Source organism: Acidovorax sp. FG48 (assembly GCF_057809085.1).
In genome coordinates this window covers 182,734-206,142 of the sequence record NZ_JBMDJH010000006.1, presented here as the reverse complement: position 1 = coordinate 206,142, position 23,409 = coordinate 182,734, and the positions used below count along the sequence as shown (strand labels likewise).

Annotated in this window: 18 protein-coding genes and 1 tRNA gene; 8 read left to right on the top strand and 11 right to left on the bottom strand. The window is 57.5% G+C overall.

Features of this window, described 5'->3' with window-relative positions:
• Positions 1-154: 154 nt before the first annotated feature.
• Positions 155-2,521: an Orn/Lys/Arg family decarboxylase gene (locus ACODSU_RS11360; RefSeq protein WP_343735374.1), complete on the bottom strand. Its 2,367-nt coding sequence runs from the start codon at positions 2,519-2,521 to the stop codon at positions 155-157.
• Positions 2,522-2,667: 146 nt separating this feature from the next.
• On the opposite strand from ACODSU_RS11360, the gene ACODSU_RS11355 reads away from it, so the two are divergent.
• From ACODSU_RS11355 to ACODSU_RS11340, 4 genes are all read left to right on the top strand, one after another.
• Positions 2,668-3,093 carry an NfeD family protein gene (locus tag ACODSU_RS11355; RefSeq protein ID WP_060984862.1) on the top strand — a complete coding sequence of 142 codons (426 nt, stop codon included), beginning with the start codon at positions 2,668-2,670 and terminating at the stop codon, positions 3,091-3,093.
• A gap of 41 nt (positions 3,094-3,134) precedes the next feature.
• Entirely contained in the window at positions 3,135-4,052 is a 918-nt protein-coding gene (locus ACODSU_RS11350; RefSeq protein WP_015014685.1) for an SPFH domain-containing protein, read from the top strand.
• 84 nt (positions 4,053-4,136) lie between these two features.
• Positions 4,137-4,226, top strand: a tRNA-Ser gene (locus ACODSU_RS11345).
• A gap of 94 nt (positions 4,227-4,320) precedes the next feature.
• On the top strand, positions 4,321-6,042 hold the full coding sequence (locus tag ACODSU_RS11340) for a DUF6538 domain-containing protein (RefSeq protein ID WP_488842381.1): 1,722 nt from the start codon (positions 4,321-4,323) through the stop codon (positions 6,040-6,042).
• 100 nt (positions 6,043-6,142) lie between these two features.
• Here the strand turns inward: ACODSU_RS11340 and ACODSU_RS11335 are convergent, their stop codons facing one another.
• The gene (locus ACODSU_RS11335) at positions 6,143-6,568 is read right to left on the bottom strand and encodes a hypothetical protein (protein ID WP_488842380.1); all 426 of its coding nucleotides are present in this window, start codon (positions 6,566-6,568) and stop codon (positions 6,143-6,145) included.
• A 239-nt stretch (positions 6,569-6,807) separates the two neighbouring features.
• Here ACODSU_RS11335 and ACODSU_RS11330 point away from each other — a divergent pair, with 239 nt between their 5' ends.
• From ACODSU_RS11330 to ACODSU_RS11320, 3 genes are all read left to right on the top strand, one after another.
• Positions 6,808-7,314: a hypothetical protein gene (locus ACODSU_RS11330; RefSeq protein WP_488842379.1), complete on the top strand. Its 507-nt coding sequence runs from the start codon at positions 6,808-6,810 to the stop codon at positions 7,312-7,314.
• Positions 7,315-7,603: 289 nt separating this feature from the next.
• Positions 7,604-8,107 (top strand): very short patch repair endonuclease, encoded by a 504-nt coding sequence (locus ACODSU_RS11325; RefSeq protein ID WP_488842378.1) that lies wholly within the window; start codon positions 7,604-7,606, stop codon positions 8,105-8,107.
• Positions 8,104-9,681: a DNA cytosine methyltransferase gene (locus ACODSU_RS11320; RefSeq protein WP_488842377.1), complete on the top strand. Its 1,578-nt coding sequence runs from the start codon at positions 8,104-8,106 to the stop codon at positions 9,679-9,681. The genes ACODSU_RS11325 and ACODSU_RS11320 overlap by 4 nt, the downstream gene beginning before the upstream one ends.
• A gap of 19 nt (positions 9,682-9,700) precedes the next feature.
• On the opposite strand, the gene ACODSU_RS11315 is transcribed toward ACODSU_RS11320, so the two are convergent.
• The 5 genes from ACODSU_RS11315 to ACODSU_RS11295 all read right to left on the bottom strand — a co-directional run bounded on the left by ACODSU_RS11315 (position 9,701) and on the right by ACODSU_RS11295 (position 19,122).
• A complete protein-coding gene (locus tag ACODSU_RS11315) occupies positions 9,701-11,467 on the bottom strand; it encodes an AIPR family protein (protein ID WP_488842376.1) in 1,767 nt (588 codons plus the stop codon).
• Positions 11,464-12,474, bottom strand: coding sequence for a PD-(D/E)XK motif protein (locus ACODSU_RS11310; protein ID WP_488842375.1), 1,011 nt, complete (start codon positions 12,472-12,474; stop codon positions 11,464-11,466). The genes ACODSU_RS11315 and ACODSU_RS11310 overlap by 4 nt, the downstream gene beginning before the upstream one ends.
• The gene (locus tag ACODSU_RS11305) at positions 12,458-15,340 is read right to left on the bottom strand and encodes a Z1 domain-containing protein (protein WP_488842374.1); all 2,883 of its coding nucleotides are present in this window, start codon (positions 15,338-15,340) and stop codon (positions 12,458-12,460) included. The genes ACODSU_RS11310 and ACODSU_RS11305 overlap by 17 nt, the downstream gene beginning before the upstream one ends.
• Positions 15,341-15,371: 31 nt before the next feature.
• Positions 15,372-16,667 carry an ATP-binding protein gene (locus ACODSU_RS11300; protein ID WP_488842373.1) on the bottom strand — a complete coding sequence of 432 codons (1,296 nt, stop codon included), beginning with the start codon at positions 16,665-16,667 and terminating at the stop codon, positions 15,372-15,374.
• 190 nt (positions 16,668-16,857) lie between these two features.
• Positions 16,858-19,122, bottom strand: coding sequence for a sigma-70 family RNA polymerase sigma factor (locus tag ACODSU_RS11295; RefSeq protein ID WP_488842372.1), 2,265 nt, complete (start codon positions 19,120-19,122; stop codon positions 16,858-16,860).
• A gap of 143 nt (positions 19,123-19,265) precedes the next feature.
• Between ACODSU_RS11295 and ACODSU_RS11290 the strand changes: the two genes are divergently transcribed.
• A complete protein-coding gene (locus ACODSU_RS11290) occupies positions 19,266-19,964 on the top strand; it encodes a hypothetical protein (protein WP_488842371.1) in 699 nt (232 codons plus the stop codon).
• A gap of 250 nt (positions 19,965-20,214) precedes the next feature.
• On the opposite strand, the gene repC is transcribed toward ACODSU_RS11290, so the two are convergent.
• From repC to ACODSU_RS11270, 4 genes are all read right to left on the bottom strand, one after another.
• Entirely contained in the window at positions 20,215-21,300 is a 1,086-nt protein-coding gene (repC, locus tag ACODSU_RS11285) for a replication protein C, IncQ-type (protein WP_488842370.1), read from the bottom strand.
• Positions 21,297-22,166, bottom strand: a complete 870-nt coding sequence (locus ACODSU_RS11280; RefSeq protein ID WP_488842369.1) for an AAA family ATPase — start codon at positions 22,164-22,166, stop codon at positions 21,297-21,299. The genes repC and ACODSU_RS11280 overlap by 4 nt, the downstream gene beginning before the upstream one ends.
• Positions 22,167-22,170: 4 nt before the next feature.
• Positions 22,171-22,377 (bottom strand): helix-turn-helix transcriptional regulator, encoded by a 207-nt coding sequence (locus ACODSU_RS11275; protein WP_488842368.1) that lies wholly within the window; start codon positions 22,375-22,377, stop codon positions 22,171-22,173.
• Positions 22,378-22,588: 211 nt separating this feature from the next.
• Entirely contained in the window at positions 22,589-23,215 is a 627-nt protein-coding gene (locus ACODSU_RS11270) for a hypothetical protein (RefSeq protein WP_488842367.1), read from the bottom strand.
• Positions 23,216-23,409 lie beyond the last annotated feature (194 nt).

The following is a 23,409-nucleotide window of genomic DNA, read 5'->3' as shown; positions in this document are numbered from 1 at the left end:
GACAGTCACCGTGTGAGAGTCACGCGGCTGATAGTCAATACGCCCCCAACGCCACAACGGATTCAAGCGCATAAAAAAATCGCTCCACCAGCCAAGCCGGGGGAGCGATTTTTGAAGAGCTGGTGCACCGATGCACCTGCGCCAAGACGGGCGCTTACACGTTGCGTCCGTACGGGCCGTCGTCGCCCACCTGCACCAGGTTCTTGGCAGTTGCCAGCGGCTTGGGGTTCTTGCCGGGCTTGCCTTGTTCTGCCACGCAGTCGGCGTAATAGCGCACCTGGCCGTTCTCGTCTTCCACTTCCACCAGGCCGTGGATGTCGGTCTCGAAACCGGGGCACAGCTTGGCGAATTCGCGCGCGAACTTGAGGTAGTCCACGATCTTCTTGTTGAACACTTCGCCCGGAATCAGCAGCGGAATGCCCGGCGGGTACGGCGTGACCAGGCCCACAGTGATGCGGCCTTCCAGGTGGTCGATCTCCACACGCTCGGTGGTGCGGTGCGCGATGTGCGCGTACGCGTCCGAAGGCTTCATGGCGGGCGTGAGGTCCGACAGGTACATCTCGGTGGTCAGGCGTGCAATGTCGTACTTGGCGTACATCTCATGTACGTGCTGGCACAGGTCCTTGAGGCCCATGCGCTCGTAGCGCTTGTGCTGCTGGCAGAACTCGGGAAGGATGCGCCACATCGGCTGGTTCTTCTCGTAGTCGTCCTTGAACTGCTGCAGCGCCGTCAGCAGCGTGTTCCAGCGGCCCTTGGTGATGCCGATGGTGAACATGATGAAGAAGCTGTACAGGCCCGTCTTCTCCACCACCACGCCGTGCTCAGCAAGGTACTTGGTCACGATGGACGCAGGGATACCGGTCTTGTCAAACTTGCCGTCCAGACTCAGGCCAGGCGTGACGATGGTGGACTTGATCGGGTCCAGCATGTTGAAGCCGTCGGCCAGTTGGCCGAAGCCGTGCCACTTGCTGCCCTTCTTGCTCTTGCTGTCGCTGCGGATGATCCAGTCTTCTGCACGGCCGATGCCCTCGTCGGTGAGCTTTTCAGGACCCCAGACCTTGAACCACCAGTCGTTCTTGCCGAACTCGTCCTCCACCTGGCGCATGGCGCGGCGGAAGTCCAGCGCCTCCAGGATGCTTTCTTCCACCAGCGCGGTGCCACCGGGCGGCTCCATCATGGCGGCGGCCACATCGCAGCTGGCGATGATGCTGTACTGAGGGCTGGTGCTGGTGTGCATCAGGTACGCCTCGTTGAACAGGTGGCGGTCGAGCTTGGTGGTCTGCGAGTCCTGCACCAGCACATGCGATGCCTGGCTGATGCCGGCCAGCAGCTTGTGGATGGACTGCGTGGCGTACGTCACCGAATGCTTGGGCCGCGTGCGCTTCTTGCCCATGGCGTGGTAGCTGCCATAGAACGGGTGGAACGCCGCGTGCGGCAGCCAGGCCTCGTCGAAGTGCAGGTTGTCCACATAGCCGTCGAGCATGCCCTTGATGGTCTCGGTGTTGTACAGAACACCGTCATAGGTCGATTGCGTGAGGGTCAGCACGCGTGGCTTGACCTTCTTGGCGTCCACGCCCTTGAGCAAGGGGTTGGCCTTGATCTTGGCCTCAATGGCCTTGGGCTCGAACTCGCTTTGGGGGATGGGCCCGATGATGCCGAAATGGTTGCGCGTGGGCTTCATGAACACCGGGATGGCGCCGGTCATGATGATGCTGTGCAGGATGGACTTGTGGCAGTTGCGGTCCACCACCACCACATCGCCGGGGGCCACGGTGTGGTGCCACACCATCTTGTTGGACGTGGACGTGCCGTTGGTCACGAAGAAGCAGTGGTCGGCATTGAAGATGCGTGCCGCATTGCGCTCCGATTCCCCAATGGCGCCGTTGTGGTCCAGCAGCTGGCCCAGTTCTTCCACCGCGTTGCACACGTCGGCGCGCAGCATGTTTTCGCCATAGAACTGGTGGTACATCTGGCCCACGGGGCTTTTCAAGAAGGCCACGCCGCCCGAGTGGCCGGGGCAGTGCCAGCTGTACGAGCCGTCTTCGGCGTAGTCCAGCAACGCCTTGAAGAACGGCGGCTGCACGCTTTCGAGGTAGCTCTTAGCCTCACGAATGATGTGGCGCGCCACAAATTCGGGGGTGTCCTCGAACATGTGGATGAAGCCGTGCAGCTCGCGCAGGATGTCGTTGGGCAGGTGGCGGCTGGTCTTGGTCTCACCATGCACATAGATGGGCACATCGGCGTTCTTGCGGCGCACTTCGCCAATGAAGTTGCGCAGGCTCAGCACGATGGGGTCCAGCCCCTCGCCCACCGTGAACTCTTCATCGTCGATGGACAGAATGAACGCACTGGCACGGCTTTGTTGCTGGGCAAACTGCGACAGATCGCCATAGCTGGTGACACCAACCACTTCGAAGCCCTCGGCCTCGATGGCCTGCGCGAGCGCACGAATGCCAAGCCCCGAGGTGTTCTCGGAACGGTAGTCTTCATCGATGATGATGATGGGAAAGCGAAACTTCATGCGCAGCCTCCAGGGAGCCGTGGCCTGCCCGGCCAAAAAACGAAATAGGCGCGAAGTGTAAGGAATAACGTTGACGCGCCTTTGAACTGCCATTCTTTTGACCCAGAATGTGGTGCAACAAACACAACCACACGAGGAGGTTCGACATGGAGGCATCCACCATCTGGTGGCTGGCAGCGGGGGCCGTGGTCGTGGCAGAGCTGCTGACCGGTACGTTCTATTTACTGATGGTGGCGCTGGGGCTGGTGGCCGCCGCCCTGGCCGCCCACCTCGGTCTGGCGTCGGCATTGCAGATGGTGTCGGCCGCCATTGTGGGCGGCGGGGCCGTTGTGGCCTGCTACCTGGTGCGCAAAAAGCGACCTGGCGACCCGTCGGCACGCGCGGACCGCAGCGTGAACATGGATGTGGGCGAAACCATCCTCATCGAAAGCTGGAGCCCCGACGGCACCACCACCGTGAAGTACCGGGGCGCCCAATGGACGGCCATCCACCGCCCCGGGGTCACCCCCTCGACCGGCATGCACCGGGTCGCCGAATTGGTGGGCAACCGCCTGCTGGTTGACCCGCTGTAAGCACTGCAAATCCTTCACCGAACCGTCAAGAAAGGCTTCTCATGGAAATTGCCATCGTCCTCCTGATCATTGCCGTGATCTTCATCGCCCGCTCGGTCAAGGTCGTGCCCCAGCAAAACGCCTGGGTCAAGGAACGCCTGGGTAAATATGCGGGCACGCTGACCCCGGGCCTGAACTTTCTGATCCCCTTCGTGGACAAGGTCGCCTACAAGCACAGCCTGAAGGAAATCCCGCTCGATGTGCCCAGCCAGGTGTGCATCACGCGCGACAACACGCAGCTGCAGGTGGACGGCATCCTGTACTTTCAGGTCACCGACCCGATGCGCGCCAGCTACGGGTCGAGCAACTACATCATGGCCGTGACCCAGCTGGCGCAGACCTCGCTGCGCTCGGTCATCGGCAAGCTGGAGCTGGACAAAACCTTTGAGGAGCGCGACATCATCAACGCGCAGGTGGTGCAGGCCATCGACGAAGCTGCCCTGAACTGGGGCGTGAAGGTGCTTCGCTACGAAATCAAGGACCTGACGCCACCCAAGGAAATCCTGCACGCCATGCAGGCCCAGATCACTGCGGAGCGTGAAAAACGTGCACTGATCGCCGCCTCCGAAGGCCGCCGCCAGGAACAGATCAACATCGCCACGGGCGAACGCGAGGCCTTCATCGCCCGCTCCGAGGGCGAAAAACAGGCGGTCATCAACAAGGCCCAGGGCGAGGCCGAATCCATCAAGGCCGTGGCCGAGGCCAACGCCCAGGCCATCGAGCGCGTGGCTGCAGCCATCCGCCAGCCCGGCGGCGAACAGGCCGTGCAGCTCAAGGTGGCCGAAAGAGCCGTGGATGCTTATAGCCAGGTCGCGTCGGATGCCACCACCACCCTCATCGTGCCCAGCAACATGACCGAAGTGTCAGCGCTGATCGGCTCGGCCATGAAGATGGTGCAGACATCCCAAAAGGCAGGCTGACGGCGCATCGGTCAGCGGAAATTTTCAGGCGATCCCGACCTCTGACCGGAATGCCCCAATCCTGTGGCTATAATCGAGGGCTTCGGAGAGGTGGATGAGCGGTTTAAGTCGCACGCCTGGAAAGCGTGTGTGGGCTAATCCCCACCGCGGGTTCGAATCCCGCCCTCTCCGCCAACTTAAAATAAGTCCTTGATTTCCAAGGACTTTCATGAGAATCAACAGGTTACAGCAGCCAAGTCGTACGGAAACGTCATACGGCGAGGTAAAAATGAACCTGTTTGTGCCCCCAGGCGGCAAGACGAAGAATTGGTATGTTCGCGTCTATGTGCCAGCCGAACTTCTTGAGTTCTACAAGAAGTCAGATTTCAAGCAATCAACCCGAACCACTGACCGCGTGCTCGCCGAAGCACGGGCAGCTGCGTTCGTGCTTGAAAAAAGTCGCGAGTTTCTTTCCAAACGGGAGTTGCTGAAGGGGTACACAACCGAGCAGCCTCAGACGGTCGTGCTCGATGCATCCCTCATTCAGAAAATCGCGCACATTCGCCTTGCAAGCCTCGTGCGCTTCGACGATGAAGAACGGAGCTTGATTGATGAGCCCGAGCAGTGGGATGAGCATGACGAGCTCATCGAGCTCAGCCTGGACGACCTGAAGAAGCTCATTGCCCGTCGCAAGTCGGCCCCCGGGTACGAACGCTTCGTGGAAACGGTCATCGAGTTCGCGCACATGATGGGCTACGACATCGACAAGCAAGACCCTATGCTGGCGGAGTTCATCGATGCCATGGTCAAGGTGGAGAAACGCGCCTACGAGCTGATGCAGCGGCGCAGCCAAGGCGAATTTGCTGACTTGGCTGAAGGTGAGTCCGGTCCCTGGCTCGGCGAACTTCTGCAAGGCTGGGAAAAAGAACATGCGCCGACAGACCCAAAGACGCGCAGCAGCTACACGAGCCGCATCAAGAACTTCATCGAATTTACCAACGATAAGCTCGTGGTAGCCGTGGAGAAGAAGGACGTGTGGGACTGGTTGAACAAGCTCCTGCGCGTGGACAAGCTCGCCGAAAAGACCATCACAGATGGCTACCTTCCAGCTCTGCGCTCCCTGTTCGACTATGCGGTTCTGTCGGGTAAATTTGGCATCAAGCAGAGCCCGGCCCTCGGCATTCAGGCGCCCAAGCTGGACAAAGTGGAAGCAGCTGCGCGGAAGAAGCCGCGCGAAACCTTCAATTCCATCTACATCCGCGAGATATTTGCATCCGTCTGGTACAGCGGTCGCAATCAGCCCGTTGGCAAGCTAAGGACGGAAACCGTCCTTGCAGGCAACGCTCGGTATTGGGTACCGCTCATCGCCTGCTGCCAGGGGCTTCGCGCCGAGGAAGTATGCCAACTCACTCTGGTCGATGTAGGTATGCAATCTGGTGTTTTTTCGATTCACATCACCGTCGAGTCCGGTCGTGTGAAAAACGAAGACAGTCAGCGCTGGGTGCCAGTTCACAAAGTTCTGCTGGACCTTGGTTTCGCCGAATACGTCGAGTCGCAGCGCAAAAAGCAGCAAGTGCCTGAAGCGGCGGATATGTTTGTGGAACTGGGCCCCGGTAAACGGTATGTTCGTCCCAAGAAGGCTGGCGCCCTCTTCCCAGAGCTCCACACCAAATTCGAGCGGAAGTCCAACACCCTCCTGCAGCGCTTCAACGATTTCCTGCGCGAAGACCTGGCATTCGAGAGTGGCTACACCTTTCACAGTTTCAGGCACTACTGGGAGGACGCGGTTCGCAAAACCGTGGCTTCCGATTCGCGAAGTGGCCACCCTTGGCCGAAGGGTATGGTCGAGCGAATCAGTGGCCGCTCGCAGGCTCACCTCGAGAAAGTGGAGGGGTCATCGGCCGCTTACGGCGGCGAATTGCCCCCCAGTCTGATGAAGCCCTACCTGGACCAAATTTCCTTTGCCAACGTGGTCTGGCCCAAGCCTTGGGCGGAGTTCGAGCGCTCGTAGCTTCAAGTGCATCTGGTTTTCGCATCAAGTCAGGTCCATGTGAACACGGGAGAGCTTATGTGCCCAACCCCAGGAAATGGCACAACAGAAAAGCTGAGCGTCAGGCGGCGTCTGTAGCGTTCGCTGCAGCAGCGTCGAGGCGGTAATCGCTGATGGGGTCGAACGCGTCGTCGTCGCCGGATTCATGCGGGCACAGGAACCGGAAAAGAGCGTACTCCGCTTGGTTGACTGCGAGCAGCATGTAAGTGCGGCCAGCTTCTGTGTAGACCCCGAAAGTGGCGCCATCTTCCGGGTTGTTCTCCTCGTTGAAACGCGGGTCCCGCTCAGCAATCTCTGCATCGCGGTCGTGGATGCCCAGAATTTTTGCCTGGTAGTCGACCTGGGCACCGCCATTTTCCAAGTCGCTCAAGGTGTCCCCTACATCCATCGTCCAGCGTTCGATGTGCTTACCCGTGAGTTGGTACCAGCCTGTCTTCGCAGGAACGGGCTCGACTTGGGCACGGATGCCATTGAACAAAAACATCATTTTTAGGTTGTCCTTGTGGTTGGGTTCACGCAGCTCGCAGGCAGCGCTCGAGGTTGCACTTACAGGAAGAAAGCTTTCCGTTGCGCTTTTTGAGGGGACAGGGCCAAATGTAACGTTATGTAAGTAACGAAACATTATTCTTTTGCATCTGGCTCATGTTCGGATGGCTAAAACACCGGACTACATCAAGGACCAGTGCTTTCACTGCAACCTTTCCACAACCAATCAGGAATCAAGCCATGACATCTAAGTACAACCTGCTCCCGAACGCGACACATTTCATGCCGTTTGCTGCTGACCTCAACGCAGGTCTGCACTACAGCTACACCAACGCAGCGATGTACTGCCGGCGCACGGTACGAATCAGCGACGAGTCTTTCGACTATGTCGAGATGAGGACGTTGGCTGAAGATTCGCTGCCACAGCTCCACGCCATGGCCGCCAATGATTTCATTGGCGCAGCATCGCACTTCAGTCGCCTAGAAGGTGATGAACGAGCATGCGAGGCGCTTGAGGAAGGTTTTCGGCAGCTGCGCTTGGTCGCCTCGGAACGCTCCAAACTCTGGGAAGAACTCGAGAGCCTCACGGCCGAGTCAGAGCAATATCAGGAAGTGATGTGCCAGCTCGACCTACTCAGTGAAGGCGCCTCTGATGTGCTGTCCACCATCGAGAAGGTCATCGATGCCTTCAATCTGGAAAGTGGCTTTGACCCCGGGAAAGGGTTCATCACCATGTCCAAGGGGTGAACGACCACGGACTCGTTGGATTTGGACCCGGCCTACACAAGCCTGGAGTTTTCCGGTCCATCAGGCCCCAGCTATCAGCCGAGCCCTCAGGCAAGGGGCCGACTACGCTAAGGTGGCATGGGGCGTATGCTCCTTGACGGTAACAGAAAAGACCAAAAGCGCGCCATCCCTCGCTCCCTACACAGTAGGAGCGAGGTATTTCTCCTGTCCTGGTACCATACACACCTGTCTCAATTTAGTGCCATGGTGCAGTCGATTTTTTCGCTGGACAACACACTGCTTCCACCGAATGAACGACATCGTCTCCACGCACAAGCGCAGCCTGATGATGTCGGGTATTCGTAGCCGCGACACTGGCCCCGAATTGAGGGTCAGACGGGTTCTTCACAGGCTTGGGTACAGATTCAGACTGCACCGCAAGGACTTACCTGGCTCTCCTGACGTGGTACTACCGAGGCACAAAGTAGTCATCTTTGTCCACGGATGTTTCTGGCATTTCCACCAAGGATGTCGCCTGGCCAAGATGCCCCGCTCGCGCAAAGAGTTTTGGGAACCAAAGTTGCTTGGCAATCGGAAACGTGATGCCGCCGTTGTATTAGCCCTGCGGGAAGCGGGATGGAGAGTGCTACTGGTCTGGGAGTGTTTCCTGCGAGAGAATAAAGATGATGCGGCTCTCGCAGCAAGTTTGGCAGCCTGGGTTGAAGGTAAGCAGGGACTGGGCGAATTCGCAAATGCAGACTTTTTGCAAGGTGACGTTGGTGCACCCGCAGTGTTTCGAACAGGTAAGAAATGAACTTTAGGGTAGTTGACCTGTTCGCAGGGCCGGGGGGACTCGGCGAAGGTTTTGCTAGGTACGGAGGCGGCGACAAGTTCGAGATTGCCATCTCTGCCGAGATGGAAGATAGCGCCCACAGAACACTCACCATGCGCAGCTTTTTTCGTCGCATCCAGGGCGACCAAAAGGCCCTCGCCGCTTACTACAACTTCTGCCACTCGGAGGATGCTCCACATCCATCCACCGTCATAAGGTCTGCATGGGCTGACGCGACGCGCGAGGCTTGGAAGCTCACTCTGGGAGCGCCAGAGGACAATCTAAAACTGGATGAGTTGCTCGAAAAATCAACGCTGGATGCTGACCGGACCGTGCTCATCGGAGGCCCACCGTGTCAGGCTTATTCACTGGTTGGTAGAGCACGAAACAAAGGCGAGAAAGACTACAAGGCCGAAGACGACCACCGTCACTTTCTCTACCGAGAATATCTGCGAATCGTACACAAGACGCAGCCGGCCGTTTTCGTCATGGAGAACGTCAAAGGCATTCTGTCTTCCAAAGTAGGAGGGCAAAAGGTTTTCCACGACATCCTGAGAGACCTTTCGAACCCAGGAGCTGCACTGCGTAGCTCTGACGGGGAGCGATATGTCATCCACTCACTCGTCGAGCCTGTGTGCTTCTCTCATGGAGACGACCCGGGAGCAATTGATGCAAATGCGTTCATTATTGAATCAGAAAGGTATGGCATTCCCCAGGCAAGGCATCGAGTCATCCTTCTCGGTGTCAGGGCAGACATTGCTTACGATGGTGGCAAGTATCTGAAACCAAGCACCGCCTTGAGCGTCGAACATGCCATCGGTGCTCTCCCCAAACTCCGCAGCAGGCTGAGCAAGGATGACAGCCCTAATGCTTGGCGCAATGAAGTCACAACTCGAGGATTGCGCCTGATTGCAGAAGCCTTGGACAAGGAAATGTTCACCCTAGGCGAAGCTATGCTGCGAGCCCTTGGGGATGTCGGGAAATCCATGGAAACAGGGAAGCTCAGATATCGGATGCCTGTAGAAGAGAAGGCCCTCACGGCTTACCTGCAGTGGGTCAAGGACCCAAAGCTCGAGGTCTGGCTCAATCACGAATCTAGGTCTCACATGGCGAGCGACCTCGGTCGTTACTTCTACACTTCGGCGTATGGCGAGGCGAATGGGCGGACACCCAAAGGTCATCTTGAGTTTGCGCTGACGGGATTAGCGCCCGAGCACGCAAACTGGGAATCGGGAAAGTTTATCGACCGCTTCAGGGTTCAACTTCGGGAACATCCGAGCTCAACCGTAACGAGCCACATCGCCAAGGATGGGCACTACTTCATACACTACGACGCAGCCCAGTGTCGAAGTCTGACCGTGCGCGAAGCCGCCCGACTACAGACCTTTCCGGATAACTACTTTTTCCAGGGAAACCGCACACAGCAGTTCCATCAAGTAGGCAACGCAGTCCCATCACTGCTGGCTAATAAGATTGCACACGTGGTGTACTCCATCCTTACGGGAAAGGCTCAGCCGTCGAGCAGGAAGACGAGCATGGCACTGGAAAACGCCTGAGCAGGCGGTAAACCCACGGTTACCCGATTTCGGGTATGCCGGCCATCGGAGCGGAGTAAGCTGCATCAAGCACAGCTTCTTTGCAATCCGCTTTCTTGGCCCATTCCGAGACCATCCTGCCGTTTGCCGTGGCGTGCAATATGTTATTAACCTCATCTGCCCATACCTTGAGCTGCTGTGAAAGCTCTGGAGAAATGCCCTGCTTCAGCCAAATTCTCTCGAGGTTGATTCGGTCTCCAAGCTTCCTCGATAGCAGAGCGACAAGATAAGCTGCCACGTTCGCCTTAAAAGCCGGAAACATTGGACGGATGAGCTTCTCCATGTCTCGGTAAAGCTTGACCTTGGCAACCATAGCCTTGTAGTCATCCACACTGGGAAGCCAGCCATTCTGGCACTGCTCTGAGACACGCTCCATGAAGCGGTCAAAGTTCTTCTGCGAACCAAGACTGACCAAATCCGGATTCTGCTCCCATGCCATTAGGTACTTCGCGAGGTCCGTTTTGGTAATCTTTCTCGATACAGGCATCTCATCTTTCAAAGCCTTCAGACGAGCTGGTGTCGTACCCAAGCGGGTAAGCATTGTGTTGTAGCTGCCAGCCGCACGCTCATAAAACCAGCGAGATACTCCGTCCGGACAATAGACGGACATGGATAGACGCTCGACTTCAATATGAAATGGCTTGTTGGCAGAGAGGTCCGATTGCTTGACGGCGTTTTGACTGTTTGCAAAACGCGAGATATCAGAAATAAGAGCCTCTTCATCAGCAGGGTCCTGCTGATTCATCACAATGATTTTTGCGGGCACCCGGACTCTGGAAAGGTTCACCTCCGGGTACTTGCGCTTGGTAAAGAAAATGGATGCGGTGGTCTGTCCTCCGTTGACTATCTGGAGGCCCTTTAGCCACGAGATGCCAATTGAGCCGTCTTCTGCCTTTCCAAGATGCACCTCATCAGCGACGACAACAATGCCGTTGTTGTACGCCATGAAGCGGCTGGGCTCGTTACGAAGCGTGTTCTGAATTCCGGCATTGACCCCCTTCCCCTTGGCGCTTAGGAAAGAACGGACATTGGCCTCCAGCAGTCGCGCTCCAAACTTCTCGTAGAGCATCCTCAAGACCTCCCCAGGCATGGCAGTCAGTGCGTAGCCGTAGTCATCCTTGCTACCAGGAACGAAGATGCAAGGCAGCGCTGAGCCTGCCAACTCCGTGAAATCTGCCATGAGTTCGTCGCGGGGCTTCCCCTCCGACAGATGTCGATGTAGGCGCTCAATGTCCATAACTTCAAGGTGGACTAGCTTGCCGCCAATTTCTCGAGCTGCAAACTGCCTTGACTTGGCTACCCGGTCGGTGAGGACAAAGATGCGAATTTGGTCCAAATCCTTGTAGATGGAATGCAGGATTCCCCCAAGCGAACTTGCATCGTGCGACGGGTCAAGTGTGTCAATTGCCCTACCCTCAGCGCACAACCGGAGAAATCGGATGCATTGCTCGGCTGCGTTCTTGGTGTCAGTGTCGGAAATGAACGTGATGTCACTGGCGCCGTCATAAAGACTGACGAAGAGGTCAACTTGGTCGCCATCCTCCGAAACTGAGTAGCCGCTCAGCCTAAGGACACCATTGCCAACCTTGCCCCGGTAGTCGCAAGAAACAGGCTCGACGGTCATGCCAACCTCCGACATGTGCTTCATCACGATTTCGGTAAAGACGCTCTCCTCGAAGGGGGAGCCGTCCACCATTTGTGCACGGACTTGAGCCTGTGTTTCCTGAAGAAACTCTTGCAGTGTCATTTCGATTTCATTCCTAGTTTTTCAAGCGCCTTTTCTAGCGACAGACGAGCTTCATTGGTGTGGTCGAGGTCGATGCTGTAGCTCGCAGCGGTCACCCCTGCTGGCACATTCCCGGTTGTAAGTCGAGGGAAGTTACCGGTTACCTCGCACACGCGAAACTCTGCCAGCTCGAAGCGCCTTGTGTATTGCGATGCGTGACCGTCGTAGTGACCTGCATCGCGCAGCAGCCGGTCGAATGTGACTGCTGCCGCGGGCGCCTCTCTGAGCCGCTCCCTCGTTTGGGCGACCAGCGAAGGGAGGTTGAAGCCCTCCGAGTTCAACCGCAACTTCACACCCGCCAAGAAAAGAGGCTGACGAATGTAGTCATCCAGTTGTTGCAGGGACCCCACCCTTGCCGGGAAACCGGTCTGAGAAACGGTCGACTTGACCTCGATAGCCCCCATGCCAAGTTCGAAGTCCTGCTCCCCGTCTAGAGGCCCTTTCCAAGCGTCGATGACCAAGCCACAACCAAGGCCTTCGTCCAGCAGTCTGCCAAGCACGGTCAACTCTCCGATGAGACCTACCTCTCGTTCCGGCCCCATGGCGGTCACGCCCTTTCTCATAAACTCCTGCCAAGCCCGCACACGTTCGATGAATAGTCGCATCTGGGTTTGCTGGTCAGTTTGGCCTGCAGCATCAAGCAGGCCCACGACATCACAAACCATCGCAACAAAGAGGTCGAACTGTCCAGACTCGCTACGCGTCATCGCGAGCCATGTCCAGCCGTCGTCCATTGCCACCTGTTCGACAAAAAAGCCCTGCCCATCCGGCAGCTTCTCGGAGGCGGGTAACAGCGCTTGGTTAAACCCTGCCAGCACAGCCTCTTGCCCTGCAGGGTGCTTTCGACCGGCGCGAATGGCGCAACCAGCGGATGGAGCAGTCACGGGAATGGTTTGCCAACCACTCTCTGCTCCGGACCAAGGGAGCGATTGCCAGGCAAGGAGAAACTCTTCACTCGCTCGCGCCATATTCGCTCCAGAGTTTATGGTCCACGAGATACTCAACCTTCACCCCCGAATCACTAACCGGGAAGCTCACGCCGATACCCATCGCCGGAGTAGTCCTTGTGACAAACGCAGAGTTCTCACTACCCGACTCCGTCGGGTCAAGTGGATAGAGGAGCAGTAGGCCGCGGTTGCGGCATGGAGGTACCCCTGCTGCGCCATCGCCCTTGATTTTTCGGATGGCGGGGCCGCTGGGGTGTTCGGGCGTCTTGGAGTCCCCTTGTTGCTGCGCTGGTATGGTTGCATTTGCCGACTTCGCCTTAGTGAGAGCGAGCGCAGCTTCCCAGGCTGGAAGGCCCATGTCTACGGCCTCGTCTCTTGGAGAAAGCAGGCGTCCGAACGAATATCGGTCTAGCTTACCCGTGTTCGACTTTCGAGTCAGCATGCTTTCGATGCCCAGACCACCATGGAAGGTGGCGGGATTCCCTCCAGAACTGGAAGCCAGATAGACCGTCCATGTCGTCAGCTCGCCTTTGGTCGCCATGTCCTTGATGAATCGGGACAGTAGTTTGCTGTTGACCTTGCGAGCTTCGGGATGTGTCTGATAGTCGTCGAAAAAGTCAACTACGTGGTCCACAGGAACGGAATCCCACAGCCATCCCTTGTGTTGTTGCTTCAGCTCACCGCGGTCGAGCGGAAAGCTGGGACCTTTGGCCGGGGCACCCATTCGCTCAATCAACCGGTTTGTGGCATCTAGATTCTTGTCCAGAATCTTGGCATCGGTGTGAAGTGAAACAGTTTCCAGCACCTCGCCGCTGAACGAGAGCAAAAGAGGCTTTGAGGTCCGCATCTTCAGCGGCGAAGTGACCAGCATGACAGGGTGGGACTGCACCTTCAATCCGTAGTCCATCGGCGTGGCACCCCGCTCCGCCATGTTGTCGAACTCGGCGCGCAGTTCCTCCGAGGCGTCTGCAATGTGACCAAACCACTCCACGAGGTCGGGCGTTGTGTAGAGACGGCATAGGTCTACATATCCAGGCCTGTAACCAAACCAACGCCCCATCTGCATCAGTGTGTCATACATCTTGGTGGTCCGGACAAAGTAGCTGGTGCAGAGGCCTTCTAGCGTCAGCCCACGTGACAACTTGTCGCCACCGACAGCGATGACTTTTAGGCCGTGACTTGTTTCTTGCGCATAGTCGAGTGCATCCTTCGCTGAACCGTTAATCATCCTGACTACGATGTCTTCAAGCACATCTGGCAGCTTGACAGCAATGTCCGACCAAGAGAGAGCAGGCAGGGAGCCATCTGTGTCCGCCGACAGCTCATTCACTGCCCGCGTGGTAGGCGCAAAATCGGCTTCCCACAGCTCCTGAAGCTCAAGAAGGAGAGACGGGTCCGTACCTCGCGTGACGCCCTGTTTGAGTTTTCTGAGCGCATTCTCGACCTGGGCGGTGACATGTTTCTGGACCTGAACCAAGCGCGTGACATGCACCAGCATGGACGAATGCTCATTCCCCTGCCCCCTAAGCTCTCGCGCCGCACAGGCAAGGGCAAAGGCCTGTAAGGCCTTTCTGAGCGAGGTCGGAACAGTTTCCTGCCCATTGAAGTGGGGCACATGCTCCTTGCTGTGTTTCAACGGCATCCAACCGCCGGGCGTCTCCTTGTTGATGTGGTCATCAATGGGACGCATGAGGGGGAGGCCCTCGGTACGCCCTTCTGGCGTAGAAAGTCCAAATATCTTCGCGGGACCAACATAATTTGACGGCGCAGCAAGATTGATGATGAAGGCCTTCGGGTAGAGGTCCGGTCCCTCGTCCTTGGTCTCTCCCTGTCTGTGGATGAAGATGTTTGCGAATGGCGTAGCCGTGTAGCCGACATAGGCTTTACGTTCGAAGGCGTGAAGAATTTTTCGAATCAGGCTATTAATGGTCTTAGGCTGATGCTCCTCATCAGGGTTGCCGTTGTCGTCAAACAGCTGTTCACCCGTATCCACCGATGCGTTGTCTGCCTCGTCATCGATGACCAACAAGGGCAACCTGGAGACCAGTCTGCGCTTCGTGTCTTTGTCTACCGTGTCGGCAACATGGTGCTGAATCCACTTGAACAACTGCGTCAGGACCGTCTTCTGTTTCTTGACTACGAATAGCCATGGTCGCTCTTCGGGGGAGATGGCGAAATGGGCTGCTACAGCCTGCTTGAAATCCCCGTTGTCGGCCCGCGTGGTTGCACAATGCGGATGGATGGATGGGTCACTGTCGATTTCAGCGACGCCAATGGGTTTTCCGGGGTCTCGACTGGCGGAGGTTTCGTACCCGAGAAAGCCTTCTTCAAGTCGAATCTGTGTCTGGGCTCTCAGGTTGTTATGCAGACCAGCCAGAACGATGATGATTTTGTAGCCGGCATCTGCTGCCTTGCAAACCAGCCCGGTGTAGCTCGCCGTCTTGCCTGATTGCACATGCCCTACAACCAGACCTCTCCTGTCCCATATCCCCTGACGGGTAGGGTCCTCGAGACGGCCCAAAATGTTGTCGGTCGACTCGTCAAGAGCCCCGACGACCTCAACCGCCATCTTCTTCTCGAGGAAGGTCTGATACCTCTGCCAATAGCGCCAATCCTTCTTCCTGGCAGCGTTCAGCCACTGAATGTGTCCCTCATCGTCCTGCAGTGACGAGTCTTTTCCTATCCAATGACTGAACCGTCGGACAAGCTCCTGGATGGCGCGGTCCACATCGAATGGCTCCTCCGACTCACCTGCCAACATGCTGGCAGCCAAAAGCACCTTGTCCTTGATGACGAACGGGGTGATGTCCCCCTTCTCCTTCTGCTTTCTCAGCAGTGTCTGAGCGACCGACACCACATCTGCAAATTGCTTTTCTTTGTCGTTCATCTGTCCTCCCGACTCTCATCGGCTCTCAAATTCAGTCCCGTTGCCCCAATCCATTGATGACGGTCGGGAAGTTCTGGAATGGGTCGGTTGCCAGCAGCATTCGCTTGGCAGACTCTTCACTCATTCCTCTCCTTGTGACCATGTCTTCGAAAAGTGTCGCAGCGACTTCCTGGACTTCGGCAGACGGAGCTCCTTCGTAACGATTCCTTGGCGGCTCTTTGTGCTCAGCGGTGTCTAGCCAGATACGTTGCACCGGAACAGTGGCCTCGATGACGCTGAGCATCGCTTTGATAGCTGGTAGAAGTTCACCTGCACGGTCAAGCACACCCGCAATGGCCGGGTGGTCTTGGTCAATGCGATACCTCACGCCATCCTTCAGATTCTCTGACCGCCAAGCCTGACCAATCGGTTTGTCCCCCGGAAGAATGCCGGGAGTACCTCGATGCACAAACACCCTACGTGCTCTGTCTCGCGTTTCCTCGGCCAGTCGCGTTAGCCAGGGGCGTAGCGATACCGGTGGTCGCGCTGTCGACTTCCGGATGTCGATTTTCCAATCTGCATCCGCGGTGTTTGGTAAGTCCAACCGAATTCTGGCCAACCGCAGAGACTCTTCGCGGGTCCACCCCTTGCCTGCTCCCAGACCGAGCCAACCGCCAGCGACCAGCAGACGACGATTGCGGTAGACGTAGAACCCTTGCTGAGCACTCCATCCTGCGGGGCCAGCTGCGATTTCGAACTCGCGGGTCGTCAACCGGTCCTTGTATGGGAGCACGTGACATTCGACTGAAACTTCTCCTGAGGAGGTCACAGTTCGAGCAACCGGGGATGCCCAAGCCTTTCCCGGGTGCCCCGTGAGAAACGGGTCCCAAGGGCGAACTTGTCGCCCGTTGATTTTCAGAACAAAGCGGGGAGCGGGTCCCTCCAGCAATCTATGGAAGACCATGGCGAGGTGAGCTTCCACCCGGTCAATCAACTGATTGAAGTCGTCCAATGCGAATCCTGCAGTGACCACCCTGTCGAGACGTTCCCAGAGGACCAGGGTTCCGGGCTTGTCACAAGCCAACTGTTTGAGCAGTTGCTCCGAGCCTTCAGCTGCACCTTCGAACAACAACCACCCTGCATCAGGGGCATCGGCCAACGCATCAAGGTCCCAACGCAGGCAGGAGGTTTGGCCGTTCTTCGCAGATGCGACTGTCAGTCGTCTGCATTGGGATAGCGAGGCAGTCTTGAGACCCATGCCGAAACGCCCCAAGTCCGACGTATGGCGTACGACAAGGGGATTCTTGTCTCCAAGTCTCATTGCGCTTTCAAGCTCACCATCGGACATGCCGGAACCATCGTCAAGCACAGATATCCAGCTCCCCCCCCCGACCAAGTGAACTGGATATCTACCAGTGATGCACCAGCCGAGATACTGTTGTCTACGATATCTGCCAGAGCAGTACCTGTCGTATAGCCCAGTCCCCGCATCGATTCGAGAAGTGCTCCAGCGCGAGGAGGGGCATTTCTGGTTTTGCTCATCCCTTGTCAGTCCTGTAAGGTTCATCTCCGGCCTCAGACAAATCGAGGTTGTCATCTACTTTTTCTGTCATTCCCTGTGGTGACTGCAGCCCCAAGTGAATACGAGCAAGCTTGATGCCCTTACTTTCAATCTGCCGGATGCGCTCTCTGGTAAGCCCATATCGTTTACCGATTTCACCCAAAGTCAGCTCTTGGTGAACGCCGATTCCATACCGCATACGTAACACCTTTTCAGCCATTCGTCTGCCTCTTTTCGCACCGATGGCCTGAAGCAGTTTCTCTGCACCTGCGGTGGTTTCTAAGGTGTGAGCAGCTTCGACCGGGTCGCTTTCCGGAACTTCGACGAGCCACTCGTGCTTTTCAAGGTCATCAAGAGAGACCGCTTCGGATATGCATCGTAGAACCGGTTCAACCTTGCGCACGGGCATATCCATTTTTTCAGCCAACCAAGCAGTGGTTGGCGTATGACCATGCTCATCCTCAAACTCTCGCAGATACCTTTTCATGAGCCACGACTTCTCTACCGCATGGGCCGGCAGTCGTATGTGGAAGCCTAGTTCTGGCGCAGCTCTCTGCACCTGTTGCCGAATCCACCATGTCGCCATAGTCGAAAACTTGAAGCCCCGCCGCCAGTCGAACCTGTCGACTGCCCGAATGAGGCCGATATGCCCCTCCTGCAGGAGGTCGAGATAGTCAACTCCCGGCCTGACATATCGCTTTGCAAACTGCACGACAAGCTTCAGATTCGAGAGCACCAACTGGTCTCTAGATTTCAAGAAATTGCCAGTGCTAATCGCAAAACCTCTAGCTGCGGGGGCTGTGTCGGTAGGGTCGCTCAACGAGCAGAGAAACGAGCCGGCAAGCCGCATCTGCAACAGAATCTGCCGAGTCTTCCGAGCGACCTCAGGCGAACCGTCATTTGATGAGTTGACCAACTGCTGCAGAGCGCCTGCAAGCAGGATGAACCCTTCCATATGGTCAGAAGATTCCTCGGTCTCGACGCTTGCTTCTTCATCCTCTTTAGCATCGTGCTTATGCGGCGAGGGTGCCAAAGAAAGGTCGAAGCTTTCGTATGATTCGGCCTCCGACTCCCCTACTTCTGGCTCCCCTACTTCTGACGTGCCGCTGCTTTGCATGGAGCGCAGACTGCGCACTCCACGTTTCAACTCTTCACAACGTGTGAGCAGGGAGCGAAGCCCGGACGGCCATACTGAGAGGTATTCAATCGCTGCCTCGACAGACTGCTCCATGAGCTGCGCAATCCGAACCTCGGACTCTTGTGACAACAGCGGATGAACGTACGCTTCCTTGGTAAAGATGCGACTGGGTTCGTTCCTACCTTGCAAAAGACCCTTCAGGTACTGCAGCGACTCATCCTGCAACTCTGCCTCTGCGTCTGTTGCTTCAGGCAGGATGGATGGCCGTGAACTGCCCCATTCTTCAGAGGGGCCAAATGTATCTTCAACCTCGACACCCAGGTCGTTCAACATCTGAACAATCAGCCTGAACAGGCTATCCGGTGTCGAGGTGTCCACCTCCGTCAGCAGGTCGTTGAAGTGAGCGCTCCGAACCTCACCCTCCCGAATACCCATCAGCACTATTTCGCGAAGACCCTTCTCAACCAGGTCAGGGATACCCGGTATGTCGACGTCGGTCGGGAGATAGCCAGACACATCGTCCCATTGAACCGCACCCGTGTCCTCTGGCCTATGCTCAGACATCTTGGTCTGTGCCACCCGCGCAAGCTCTCGTAGTGCCGGAAAATCCTCAGGCGGAGGTTTTTCCTCTACAGGAGTCCATGAGCCTTCATCGGAGTCTTCAAGGGCGGCGCTTGTGGTTGTAGAGGGGCACGAGGACAGCTTCACGAGCGTTGGGCTGCTAGCAACTGGCAGTGGGACTGGCTCGGTAACGGACGGAAATTGACTTCCACGGCAGCGCGAAGCAAACACCGCCAACGTTTCGTGCGCACCTGCCGCCAGAGCCAAATCCAGCGCGGTGCAGCCATTCGAATCGACCAGACTTTCGTCCGCACCCGCATTAAGCAGCAAGCGGCAAGCCTCTGCCTTATTTTTTCTTGCTGCAATCATCAAAGGCGTCTGACCTGCCTCATCGCGTGCATCTAGAGAATCATTGCGACTGATGTGCAGGCGTATGGAAGCGAGCACACCGTGTGTAACAGCGAGCTTGAAGGCCGAATTCAGTGGGAGTAGCCTTTTCTCTACCGAGCCCAACGGGCAACTTTCCTTGTTTTCCCTGAACACGGCTTTAAGTCTACGTAATCAAATGTATACGGGCATTATGGACATAAACCAGCGTAGAAGCTCATTTTTGTCTCAGGGGCAGAACGCATCTCTCACGAAGCATGTTCGCTACACAGGTTTCCAGGTCAATAAAAGGAAACCATTTGAACGTCACAAACAACACAGCAAGCGGCGAAATCGGCAACGTCCCTTCCCTGCTCCTCGGGTGCCATCGGGCACGCTACGCCGAATTGCTGAGTCCCACGGAGGTGGCCGAAATGGCTGCCGATGCAGGGCTAGAAGCAACCCCACAAGGCTGGGTCATTCATGCCGAACTCTCAAGCGAAGATATCGAACATCTGACGCAGCACCCCAAGCCACCGGCTCGGTTGGTGGTGCAGGACTTCGATGGCGGCCTGCCCGTCGTTATCCTCACCACTCAAGTCAACGGCTTGCAATGCCAGTGGGCTGTGCCGATGTGGGAAAAGGATGCGCAACTATGGTTGCGCGACTCGGTCGAACGAGGCCACATCACGTTGATGCTCAACGCCTTCGATGCGTCGGTCAGCATGGTCATGATGACCGCTTGCGACATGCTGCGTAATGACGAAGCGCTCCTCAGGGCGGCCACCGTGCAAAAGCAGCTGATAGGCAAAGAGCATTTGTTTCACATGCTCAATGCAGGCCTGTACCTTATGAACGATACATCTGGCAAATTCGCCCGTACCCAGGAGCCTCCGTTGGACAGCCGGGTCATGGTTGCCGGACGTGGTGCAAATGCGGTGCTCTTGATGAACACCTTTTTCGCTGCAACTCAGGCGGCTCAAGCGCTCTCGACCGGGGCCGACGAGGTCATTCAATAAACCTTGCACAAGGGCCGCGAAGCGGCTGATTCACGGAGGGGCTGTCATACTGGCAGCCCCTCTTTCTATGAAGCGTGCGCGGTAACCAAGGTAACGGGGTAACGGCGGGCCTCTAGCCTCGAGGCAAGATAGCGCAGCAGGCTGGGCAAGGAAGGATTGGTCAACCGCCTTTGATGAGCTAGGCACCCCTACACGCAATGGCAGGGCGGGCAGCGAATGCTCTGCCCTGCCTCTAAGGGAGTCTTCCTTATTAAGAAGTAGTACTGCCCTCGTCATTTCGCGGCAAGTAATTGTGGGCGTTCCACTTTTTCCAGAACGGCTGCTCACCAAATGACGCGTCGGAGACCACGAAATGTCCTGCCCTCGTCATATCGCGGGCGCGCGGTCCGGCAGCCGGCCGAGGCGCTGAGGTGGGAGCGGGAGACTCTTGCGGCGCAACAGAATCGACGCCTGCCTTCGAAAGAGTACGGGTGACGGTCGCGACTGTGGCTCCCAACTCCACCCGCCACTGCTGCAGCCGACCGATGGCCCGCAGTGCAGCACGCACATCACTCAGGCGGCGCCTCAGAGTACTGGCGGGCGTCAGTCCGCTTCCTGGAGGCCACAGCCGAGCAACCAGCGTTTCGTGCCCGATAGCCATCGTCTTGCCGACGCCAAGACAGGTCGACAAGAAGGCATGGACCAACATCGCCGTCTGCGAAGGCAGGCAGAGCCGCTCGGACAGGAGCACCTGAGCGTAACTCGGCGCCAGCAATGCAGCGGCCAGTCGGTGATTCAAAGCGACATGGACGCGCTGGTCATCTCCGAGCAGCCAGCTCACCAATCGGCACGAGCGCACCTTTCGCGTCGATTCGACCCGCTCCCAGACCGTCACCTCGCACAGTCTCATCAGCGACTGTCGTCGGCTTTCTGTTACCTGACCTCCCACGCTCTTGCCGCCGCAACGGCGGTGCAGTTCACTCCAGCTGCAGTGCAGCTTGAGGGTCGAAGGTGCGTCCACGAGCGGTGCAGCTGTACCGACGTGCAGCCCAGACCACAACTGTGCTCCGACTTCGCTGCGGTCGGTTTCATTCAGCATGTGCTCTGCCGGGCGCCGACGGTGCTGCTCCTGTGCGATTTCGAGCAGCGCCAGCAGCAAGGTCTGTTCTGGCGCGCCCAGTGCCTCTCGTGCACTGAATCTCAGGCTCACGCCGGCGTACTCGACTTGCTCGTTGAGCACCGGGCGGGACTTGCTATCTTTGGCCAGCGGCCGGAACAGCTCGCACAGCCCAAAGGGCTGCGCGAGACGAACAACGCGTGGCGCAGCTGCAATGGGGGCTACGGGCTTTCGACTCATGCGACCTCCCCCGCAGGCACCAACACGCCATACGGACCTCGTGCGACGACCATCGTGCTGGGTGTTTCGATGTAGTTCGCCTTCGGTACATCGAGCAGTACATGCCGGTGCAGACTATTCAGGGACAGACCATGCTGCTTGGCCGAGTCTCGAGTGGGTCGGCTTAGATTGAGCTGCCAACGCACCGCGTTGGTCAGCGCCGTGGACCCCCGCCCCGCATCCGCACTACCGCCGTAGCCGCTCAGGGCTGCGGCACGGCTGGCATGGTGAACCAGCAGCCAAGCCGCACCTGTCGACTTCGCATAGCTCGCAATATGACGAGCAAGGGCCTTCATGGCTGTCGAGTCGTTCTCGTCGGCGTTGTGAAAATCCCGCACAGGGTCGAGGACCACCAGCCGAGCACCTTCACAGGCATGACGTAGCAGGTCACCGGCGGGTGTCTTGTCCCAGTTGTCGCCGAGCAGGTTGACCTGGTCGCTTCCTGCCAGCGCGTGGATGCCCAGGTTCTTTTCAAGAAGCTCCGCTGCCAGTTCAGGGTCGATGTCCAAGGCCGCAAGTTGGACGCTCATGATGGCGTGCAAGCGTTGCCAGACGACATTGGCAGATTCTTCGGCGAGAACCAGAACCACGCGCTCTGGCTTTTGTGCTCGTCCCGAGATACCACCGACCAGTCCGCCCAGCAGTGGCGTGCCGGTTGCCATCGCAATACCCATTTGCAACGCCAGCGTCGTCTTGCTCACCGCGCCGGGACCGACAACAAGGCCCACCGTTTCCGCCAGCAGTCCGGGAAGGACATGGTCCAACGCCGGTGGCTCATGGCGCAGCATGTACCCGATGTTGAGTGGTCGAGAAAACACGTTCTTCATTGCCTCAGTCATGGCTCAGGCCCTCCACACGCTGAGCAAGCCAGGCCTCCACATCGGCCACGCGCCAGCGCAGCAGTCGGGTTCCTTCGATGCGCAGTCGCGGCGGCACCGCTGCCGGGCTGCGGCGCAGGTCCTTGCGGATGGTTTCCGGGCTCCGGCCCAAGAGGCTTGCGAGGTCTCGCAGTGCGAGGACCGACTTCGTTTCTGACATTAATTTGCTCCACGCCGATGGTCGGAGCACGAGAGCGACCGGCGGCGCCCTCTCGTGCCCGCTGGCGCCACAAAACGGCTCCAGCTGGCACGTCTAGGTCGGTTGTTTATTCCCTGCCGGCAAAAAAGAAGGGGCAAGCCATGGCTTGCCCCTTTTGGTCAATCAATCACGTCCATCGCCTCAATGCCGGTGAGTCCAACGCCCATCCATGTCAGTCAGCAATATCGCGATGTCCTCTCAGAAACTCCGCCTCTGACTCGTCATGAATCATTGCAGCTCGCTGCAGCCAGCGCACCATCTCGGGCAGTTGGTGCAAGCCAAAAACATCGCGGCCAGAAGCTTCGATGTACATAGCCACCAACGCACGCTTCGCAGACAGGGAGAGCTCGCTCATGTCCGCTGGCAAGTTCCTGCGCGCGACCGGGTCGTCGAGCATTTGCGCCATGGCGCGGTCCAATGCGTCCTCCTCAGGCTCCCGTGGCGTCACAAAGTCCGACATTGGAATGCGACCGGCAACCATCTTGACGACGACGGGCGGTACACCAAGGTAGTGAGCACAACTGACGGCAAATTCATCGCTGATGTGCCGTGCCTGCCGCAGGCCGCTGCGCAACTGGTTGACGTAGCCGTAGGTCACACCCAGGCAGGCGGCCATCTCGCGGTACTCCTGTCGGCGTCGGCGACATTCATCAAACAGCCAGCCGATGAGCGGGCCGCCAGGCGATGCGTACAAACGACTGACTCGCTCTTCTCTGGATTCCTCCGCCGCAGCGGGAGACGGGGTGTATTCCCTTTGAGAAGCGGCTGGGTTGACTTGCAAGCAAATATTGGAATTCATCGGTGAGTGTCCTGTAGCGCATGCACATGCATGCCTTACGTGTAGTCACCGGTGCTTGGCTTTGGGTGTCTTCATGAAGGATTCTGCGTACCCATCGCTAAGCGAATCCGCACAAAGACGTTACTCATCAACACTTTTGAGGCAGCAGTGAGTGCCAAGCTTCTGCAGTCGCAGCTGAGGTTATAGGGTCGAGC